Below are 8,029 nucleotides of genomic sequence, written 5' to 3'. Positions count from 1 at the left end.
GACGACGCTCCAGGTGGTCGCGGGCCCGGCGCCGTCGCGCATGCCGTCGACCTCGACGACGTCGCCGACCACGAGGGTCACGTTGTCCGGGGCCCCGCCGCGCAGGGCGAGCTCGACGAGGGTGTCGGCGCAGGTCTCGACGTCGGCCACCCCGCGCAGGGTCTCGGCGAGGGTGTCGTTCGAGACCACCCCGGAGAGGCCGTCCGAGCAGAGCATCCACCGGTCACCGGCGCGCGCCTCACGCACCGACAGGTCCGGGACGATCTCCATGTCGAAGTCACCCAGCACGCGCAGCAGCACCGAGCGCTGGGGGTGGTGCTCGGCCTCCTCCGGGGTGATCTTCCCCGTGTTGACCAGGTGCTGGACGAAGGAGTGGTCGGTGGTGACCTGGGTCAGCTCGCCCTCACGCAGCAGGTAGGCGCGCGAGTCCCCGATGTGCGCCATGGCGAGCTTGTTGCCGGTCCGCAGCAGGGCCGTGACGGTGGTGCCCAGGCCCGCGAGCTCGGGGTTCTCCTCGGCGCGCTGGAGGAGCTCGTCGTGCGCGGTGCTGATGGCCTTGCCGAGCTCGTCGAGGGCGTCGTCGGGCCCGTGGGCCTCGTCGTCGAGGGGGGCCAGGTGCGCGACGGCCACCGAGGAGGCCACGTCACCCCCGGCATGGCCGCCCATCCCGTCGGCGACCACCAGCAGGTGGGGCCCGGCGTACGCGGAGTCCTGGTTGTTGGCGCGCACCAGACCGACGTCGGAGCGGGCCGCGTAGCGCAGGGCGATCGTCATAGGGCGCGGCTACCTCTGCAGCTCGAGGGTGCTCTGACCGACGCGGATCTGCGTCCCGGGGCGCACGACCGTCGGCTGCTCGACCTTGTCGCGGCCCAGGAACGTCCCGTTGGTCGAGCCGAGGTCCTCGACCAGCCACTCGCCGTCCTGCGGGAACACGCGGGCGTGGCGCGAGGAGGAGTAGTCGTCGTCGAGGACCAGGGTGCAGGAGGCCGCGCGGCCGATGAGGATCGCCGAGCCGCCCAGGGGGAGGGTCGTGCCGCGCAGCGGGCCGGCCGTGACGACCAGGCGCCGCGGGCCGACGTCACGCCGGGGGATGGGGGCCGACCGCTCGCTCGCCGCCGCCGGGGCGCTCGCCGCTACGGGCTTGCGAGAACCGGGACGACGGCGGTTCACGATCCGGGTGCCGTACAGGTCGCGGCGCAGCACCCCGATGGCCGAGAGGACGAAGGCCCACAGCAGGACCAGGTAGCCCAGCCGCAGCAGGGTGATCGTGAGCTCGCTCACTCGCCGATCACCGGTCCTCGTCCTCGTCCGCCCCGGTCCAGAACAGGATCCGGGTGCGGCCGATGGTCAGGGTGTTGCCGTCCACGAGGGTCGCTGCGGGGACCTGGTGACCCTCGACGAAGGTGCCGTTGGTGGAGCCCAGGTCGGTCGCGACCACGCCGTCCGGGGTGACGCGGATCTCGAGGTGCCGCCGGGAGATGCCCGGGTCGTCGACGATGATGTCCGCCTCGCTGCCCCGGCCGATCACCGTGACCGGGCCGGTGAGCAGGTAGCGCTGGCCGTCGATGTCCACGAGGGGGTGGCGCGCGCTCGCGGCCACGGCGGTGGCCGGGGCGACGGCGCCGCGCACGGTCGCGCTGCGGATGAGAAAGCGTCCGGTCTCGAGCTCGGCGGACTCGGCGAAAGAGACGGTCACCGGTCCGACGAAGGCGTAGCGCTGGCTGGTGGCGTGCTCGGTGACGTTGGCCGCGAGCTCGTCGGCCAGGGGCTCGGCGCCCCAGCTCTCGACCTGGGCGTGGTCGGCCTCGGAGAGCTCGATGGTGAACTCGTTGGGCACCACGGTGCGGTCCCGCCCGACGACGGCGGCACGGTCGTCGACCTCGCGGCGCAGCGCGCTGGCCAGCTCGACCGGCTTGACCTCGCTGCGGAACGCCTTGGCGAACGCCGTGCTCACCACGCGCTCGACGCCCTTCTCGAACTTGTCGAGAACTCCCATGCCACCTCCTCCCGTCTGCAGCGGCGGTGCCGGGGGGCCCGCTGAAACGTCGTTGCTGGTCGGCGCCCCGCCGTGCGGACGAAGGGCGCCGAAGGCACCGCGAGTCGCGCGCGAACACTGAGGACCGGCCAGTGGTCCTGGCCGATGGTATCCGCCAGAGCCTCTCAGGGCTGCCTCCCCACGCCTGCGGGCTGGCGGCCGGATCGTGCTAGCCTTCTGCGTCGCGGAGCATGATGCTTCGTCACGCGCGAGTGGCGGAATGGCAGACGCGCTGGCTTCAGGTGCCAGTGTCCGAAAGGGCGTGGGGGTTCAAGTCCCCCCTCGCGCACAGAGGCGTCTCGGGTTCGTTGAGACGTCAGAGCTTGGAAGACCCCCGGTCGGACCTCGGTCCGCCGGGGGTCTTCTGTGTTGGTGGGTGGAAACCGCGAACGTCGACACGGAGTCACGGTTCGCCAAGGCATCCTCGGAGGTCACGGTGCAGCCACGCCGAGGAGCGCACGGTCCGTGGGCGTCAGTGGCCCGAGGTCGAGGGTGTAGCCGCTGACCTCCTGTGCTGCGGCGAGGGTGGTCCTGGCGACATGGGTGAAGGACGCCTGGTCGCACTGGTCGGGGAAGACGTCGACGAACCACGCGAGGAGACCGCGCCAGAAGGCCAGCGCCATGTGGCCTTCACCGACGGTGATCAGCAGCTCGTCGTACGTCGTCGGGTTGCCCTGGCCGTCCTCGCCCTCGTCCTGGCCGATGCGTGCGGTGATGCCGAGAGCTTGGAGCTGGACGAGGATCGCCCGCGCCCAGTCCTGTGCTTCCGGCGTGGTCGTCGCATCGATCGCGGTCGCCGGTACGGCGGGGACGCCGGCGGGGCGAAGGTCGAGCTCCCAGCGGGCCCCGAGCCACTCCGGGGGTGGCGCCTGGTGCTGCTCGGACGTCAGCGGCGGAGCTGGGGTCATCGGTCGAGTTCCACGGTGTGCACGGTCGTCCTTGGCGCTGGTGGCGGTGGCGGTGGCGGTGGTGCAGGCCTACGGACCCAACACTCGCACCTCAGGTCGGGCCAGGGTTCCCGGTCCACAGCCCGATCGACACACCGGTCGGGTCCCGGAAGGTGGCGAACCAGCGGTCGTCGCCGCCGAGGGCCGTCCGGGCCCGCTCGACGTCACCTCCGAGCTCGGCGATCCGATCGAGCGTCGTCTCGAGGTCGTCCATTTCGAGGTACACCCGTGTCCCGACCGACGGGCGTGGTGCGGACGCCGAGGCCCGCTGGAGGCCGCCGATGCCGTGCTGGTCCTGCTGGATGATCCAGTAGTCCGCCCCGAGGGCGGTGTTCGCGAACGCCGGTTCGAAGGTCCAGCCCCACAGGGCCCCGTGGAACCGCTGGAAGCCATCGGGATCTGGCGTCTCGATCTCCCACCACACGATCCCGGGCATGCCGTCAGGCTATGCCTCGTGAGGGGAGTTCGACGGTCCCGCCGCCTAGGGTCGGTCCATGGGTCTGACGGGCGTGCTGCCGGGGGTCCCCTTCGTCCTGGAGTTCGTGAACGCGCCCGGAGCGGCCCCGCTGCTGCCCCTGGTCCGTGCGGAGCGGGCGGAGTTCGAGGCAGTTCTCGGGACCTGCGTGGTCCTGGACCGGCCGTCGATCTCACCGGCACAGCGCTGGTCGGTCCAGGTCGACGACACCGCGTGTACGCCCCAGCTCCGGTGGTCCTCGCAGACACGGACGCTCACCTCCGTGCTCACCGCACCGGAGGACTTCGGCACCTGCCTCGATTTGCTGCACACGCTGGCCCACAGCACCGAGGACGTCGTCGAGGACTCACCGTGCACGACCTCTGCTGAGGCCTTCGACCGGATCTACGCCGAGGTCGCGAACGTCTACCCGTCCTTCAGGGTGCGGGGCCTGGACTGGGACACCATCACCGACCGCCACCGCGGGGTCCGCGAGCTCGAGGGCGAGGAGTTCGTCGACGCGGCAGAGCGCTGGGTCGCCGAGCTCGGAGACGCGCACACCCAGCTGGTGCGGACCGGCCCGGTGCACCACCCGCCCTACGTGGCCGAGATGACCGACCGCGGAGCGGTGCTGCTCGACGTCCCGCCGTGGTCGGACGCAGCAGCGGCAGGGGTCGGCGCCGGATGGGTGGTCGACGTCGAGGACCCGAGGAGCGTGCTCGACCGGACCGGAGCGAGCCCGCAGCAGCGCGCCATGATCGCGGCCCGGCGGTTCCTGCGGATGGGCGCCGAGCCCCGCGCCTTCGGGGCGTCGTCCCGCGACGACCGGCGAGTGACGTGGGTCGAGCACCCTCGGGCGGTGCCGGCTGTCACGCGTACCTCCGAGGGTCTCCAGCTTCGAGGGTTCTCGCCAGCGATGGTGAGCGAGGTCGACGACGCGCTGTCCGAGCTGGCCGGCCGCGAGGAGATCACGATCGACCTGCGCGGGAACACGGGCGGCAACCTCGTGGTGGCGATGGACCTGCGTTCACGCTTCCTGCGCGGTCCGACCCTGGTGGGCTCGGTGCGCTTCAGCGACGGGCGCGGAGGCCTCGTCGCCCCCGTCTCGCTGCGCGCGGAACCGCACCCCGCCGCCTGGCGAGGCAGGGCGCGCATCCTCATCGACGCCATGACGTACTCCGCGAGTGAGGACTTCGTGCTCGGGCTCCAAGGGCTGCCGCACATCACGGTCGAGGGCACCCCCAGCGGCGGTGGGAGCGGACGACCTCACTCGCGCGCGATCCTCTCCGACCTGCGGCTCTCGGTGAGCACTGCGCTGACCTTCGACCGCACCGGCCGGTGCATCGAGCTCCACGGCATCCCGGTCGACGTGCCGGAGCGCGTCCGGTGACGGTTGACCGATCTTTGACCCCACCGCTGTGCTCTTCCCGGACCTCCGCCGTGTGGACCGCCCGCCTCAGGGCCCGAGGTTGAGCACCGAGATCACGTCGACCCCGTCGGGCCGCTGGTACGAGGGCCCCGTCGCGGTGACGACCGCGAGGGCCGCCGGCGGGCGCCGCATGCGACGGGTGAGGGCCAGAAGACCTGACGCCGCGGCGTCGACGACCTCAGGGCGGGCGGACAGCTTGACCTCGAAGCCTGCCCACTCGTCGCCGCGCACGACGACGGCGTCGAACTCCGCCCCCGAGCTCTCCTGATATGCGTGGACGGTCCCGCCGATCGCCTGCGCGTAGACCGACAGGTCACGGAACACGAGGCTCTCGAAGTGCTGCCCGAACGCCTCGGGGTCGTTGATCAGTGATGCGGGGGATGCGCCCAACGCCGCGATGGCGAGGGAAGGGTCGATCAGGTGCCGCTTGGGTGCCTTGCGGAGCTGCGCGCCCGACCGTAGGTGCTGGCCCCACGCGGTCTGCTCGACCGCGATCCACAAGCGCTGCAGGGCATCCATGTAGGAGGCCAGGGTTCGCGTCGCGAGGGTCTGCCCGCGGCCGGACACGTCGGCCTTGAGGGTCTTGTCGGTGACGTACGTGCCGTTGCTGCGGGCGAGGGCGTAGATCAGCTCGGTGACCTTCCGCGGGTCACGGCGAACCCCGTCGACGGTGATGATGTCGGCTGCGGCGACGGTGGACAGGTAGTCACGGTTCGCGTGGAGCGCATCCTCGAGGTCACGGTGCAGGTGTGCTGGCCACCCGCCGCGACACAGGAGCTCAGCGACATCCATCAGGTCGAGCTCGGAGCCCAGGCTGGACGAGTGCTCGCCGCCGAGCAGCCGCTCGAGCGAGACGGCGCCGTCCGAGGCGCCGCTCTCGTACAGAGACAGGGGGGCCATCCGGATCCGCGCGACCCGGCCTGCTCCGGTGTGCCGGGTGATGTCGTCGGCGGGTGTCGCGGAGCCCGTCAGGATGAACTGCCCGTCAGTTTGGCGTTCGTCCACCTGGTACCGCACGGCGTTCCAGACGCTCGGGACGAGCTGCCACTCGTCGATGAGGCGTGGGGTGAGGCCGTCCAGGAGCAGGTTCGGGTCGGCCTCGCCTGCCGCCCTGATCTGCGGGCTGGCGTCCAGTCGGACGCTCGACGCAGCGCGCTGCCGGGCGGTGGAGGTCTTCCCGCACGCCTTCGGGCCCTCGATCAGCACGGCACCGGCGGATCGCAGCCCTCGTCGGAGCTGGGCGTCGACGAGCCGCGGCACGTACGTTGCGCTCATGTCTCACCTCAAGGCACATATTAGTTGCAGTTGACTGCACATAATATATGCACTTAGCCGCCCACGGCGAGCATCGCGGTGGCTCGCTCCTCGACTGCGGTGGCGACGCGGTCGACGTCGACGCCTTGGGGATGGGTCTCGGGCAGGGCGCCTCGTACTCGCTCGGCCACGCGTGACATCACCGCAGTGGTCGCCTCGCGGCTGATCCCCCACCCCGCCGCCTCGCGCACGAGGTGCTCGGCGGTGAGGTATCGCAGCCGTGCCTGTCCGTCGAGGTGATGACCGAAGCTCTGGTACCGCCCGTCGAGGAGGTACACCGGGGCGACGTCGTACAGGGGTGCCATCGAGAAGGTCGCGGTCTCGTCGATGGTGAGCGAGTAGTTCTTGGAGTGGGCGTCGCCGTTGCCGATGATGAGGTTGAAGGCGACCTGGGCGAGCAGGTCGGCAACGAGCCCGGCGGGGTTCCGCGCCTCGGCGCCGGCCTCGAGGGCGATGCGGCGCAGGCGGGCGTCACCGACGCTCGACTCGTACTTGTCGCGCGCCGCGACACCGAGGGCCTGCGTGACGTCCTCTTGATGGGTACGGCGTCCCTGAGCCCGGTCGAATCGCTCGACGACGAGCGCGAGACGTCCGTCGAAGTCCTCGAGCTCGGCGTGCGCGGCGGGCAGGCCGGCCGCACGGGCCAGGCGCAGGGCCCACTCCTCCCAGCGGATCAGGTCCGCCGGGCCGAGGTCCGTGACGGGCTCGGGCTTGATGAGGTGGGTGGACAGGGCACCGTCACCTGGCCAGGCCCACCCGCTGGTGGTGCGGCTGAGCAGCACCTTGGACTGGACGCCGCCCAGGGAGGCGCTGACGACCTGTCCCTCGGGCGGGTCGAGGGTCGGCAGGTTCGCGACGACGCGCTGGACCTCGCTGGTGCTCAGGTCGACGAGCTGCCCGTCGCCCGGCGCGTCGGCGTCGGTGGTGAGCTGGATGGCGCCGGCGCACTCCCGTCCGATCCGGCTGAGGAGCGCGAAGGAGTCGCCCGGACGGATGTCGTGCTCCCGCTCGAGGGCGCCGCGCACCGGTCCCTCGGGCAGCAGGTTGTCCAGGAAGCGTTCCAGCCGATCACCCTGCACGCGCTTGTCGGTCAACGGCAGCGACAGGGACAGGGGGCGTGACCCGATGCCGTAGGTGTCCAGGGCCGTGGCGTCGTAGCGCAGGCGGAGCCTGCCGGTGCGGAGCTGTTCGACCTCTCCCAGGTGGTCGCCGCGGAGCCAGACGTGGAGCAGGCTCGTCACGTCGTCACCGTGACGACGGCACCGCGGGGTACGACGACGAGCTCGTACTCGCACACTGCCAGGGCGTCCAGGAGCGTGTCCGTGCTCGCGGGCTTGGCTCGTTCCATGCGCGAGATGGTCGGACGGGACGAGCCGATGGTGCGAGCGAGCTCGTCCTGGGTCAGGCCGCGGGTGCTGCGGGCGCCCTGGAGAGCGGTGGCGAGGGCGCTGAGGCTGCGCGCCCGGTAGAAGCGGCGACTCGTTAGTGATTCATCCGACTCTCGCGACATGCATGAATCATAGACGATTCATAGGACTCGGTGACGCAGATGCCTCGTATTTGATTCACCGCGCTCAGAACGGAGGCCGCGCGTCGACGCCCCGCCTGTCCCACCGCAACCCGAGCACCACCACCAACGGCCACACCGCCTGCGCCCCTGCGACCACGCGCTCGCTCAGCCCGGTCAGCGCCCCGCCCGTCGGCGTGACCTGCTGCAGCTCGAGGACGAACCACACGAGCAGCCCGGTCAGGACGGCGGCGGCGGTCCAGGCCACCCCGCGGCGCTGGGGTCCGGTGCCCTCGCGCCTCGTCGCCCCCAGCGGCCACAGCGAGAGGCCCGCGAAGGCCAC

Annotated in this window: 10 protein-coding genes and 1 tRNA gene; 2 read left to right on the top strand and 9 right to left on the bottom strand. The window is 71.4% G+C overall.

The window, feature by feature from the left end:
• From L0B03_RS10680 to L0B03_RS10670, 3 genes are all read right to left on the bottom strand, one after another.
• Window positions 1–774 (bottom strand): Stp1/IreP family PP2C-type Ser/Thr phosphatase (locus L0B03_RS10680; RefSeq protein WP_250445781.1); only part of this gene is annotated, 774 nt, incomplete at its 3' end.
• 9 nt (window positions 775–783) lie between these two features.
• A complete protein-coding gene (locus L0B03_RS10675; protein ID WP_250445780.1) occupies window positions 784–1,281 on the bottom strand; it encodes an FHA domain-containing protein in 498 nt (165 codons plus the stop codon).
• Window positions 1,282–1,288: 7 nt separating this feature from the next.
• A complete protein-coding gene (locus L0B03_RS10670) occupies window positions 1,289–1,996 on the bottom strand; it encodes a DUF3662 and FHA domain-containing protein (RefSeq protein ID WP_250445779.1) in 708 nt (235 codons plus the stop codon).
• Window positions 1,997–2,241: 245 nt separating this feature from the next.
• On the opposite strand from L0B03_RS10670, the gene L0B03_RS10665 reads away from it, so the two are divergent.
• Window positions 2,242–2,324 (top strand) — tRNA-Leu (locus L0B03_RS10665).
• A gap of 142 nt (window positions 2,325–2,466) precedes the next feature.
• Here L0B03_RS10665 and L0B03_RS10660 read toward each other — a convergent pair.
• Window positions 2,467–2,943 carry a hypothetical protein gene (locus L0B03_RS10660; RefSeq protein WP_250445778.1) on the bottom strand — a complete coding sequence of 159 codons (477 nt, stop codon included), beginning with the start codon at window positions 2,941–2,943 and terminating at the stop codon, window positions 2,467–2,469.
• A gap of 91 nt (window positions 2,944–3,034) precedes the next feature.
• Window positions 3,035–3,418, bottom strand: coding sequence for a VOC family protein (locus tag L0B03_RS10655; protein WP_250445777.1), 384 nt, complete (start codon window positions 3,416–3,418; stop codon window positions 3,035–3,037).
• Window positions 3,419–3,476: 58 nt separating this feature from the next.
• Here L0B03_RS10655 and L0B03_RS10650 point away from each other — a divergent pair, with 58 nt between their 5' ends.
• Window positions 3,477–4,826: a S41 family peptidase gene (locus L0B03_RS10650; RefSeq protein ID WP_250445776.1), complete on the top strand. Its 1,350-nt coding sequence runs from the start codon at window positions 3,477–3,479 to the stop codon at window positions 4,824–4,826.
• A 66-nt stretch (window positions 4,827–4,892) separates the two neighbouring features.
• Here L0B03_RS10650 and L0B03_RS10645 read toward each other — a convergent pair whose 3' ends face one another.
• The 4 genes from L0B03_RS10645 to L0B03_RS10630 all read right to left on the bottom strand — a co-directional run.
• A complete protein-coding gene (locus L0B03_RS10645; RefSeq protein ID WP_250445775.1) occupies window positions 4,893–6,140 on the bottom strand; it encodes an ATP-binding protein in 1,248 nt (415 codons plus the stop codon).
• A gap of 53 nt (window positions 6,141–6,193) precedes the next feature.
• Complete coding sequence (locus tag L0B03_RS10640; protein ID WP_250445774.1) at window positions 6,194–7,420, bottom strand: HipA domain-containing protein; 1,227 nt, start codon at window positions 7,418–7,420, stop codon at window positions 6,194–6,196.
• Window positions 7,417–7,689, bottom strand: a complete 273-nt coding sequence (locus L0B03_RS10635) for a helix-turn-helix transcriptional regulator (protein ID WP_250445773.1) — start codon at window positions 7,687–7,689, stop codon at window positions 7,417–7,419. Before L0B03_RS10635 ends, L0B03_RS10640 begins: the two co-directional genes overlap by 4 nt.
• 64 nt (window positions 7,690–7,753) lie before the next feature.
• On the bottom strand, window positions 7,754–8,029 hold a 276-nt coding region (locus tag L0B03_RS10630; RefSeq protein WP_250445772.1), incomplete at its 5' end, for a hypothetical protein.

It is taken from the genome of Actinotalea sp. C106 (genome assembly GCF_023630195.1).
Lineage (GTDB): Bacteria > Actinomycetota > Actinomycetes > Actinomycetales > Cellulomonadaceae > Actinotalea.
Note: the sequence above shows the minus strand (reverse complement) of the source record. Positions and strands in the feature narration are given on the sequence as shown.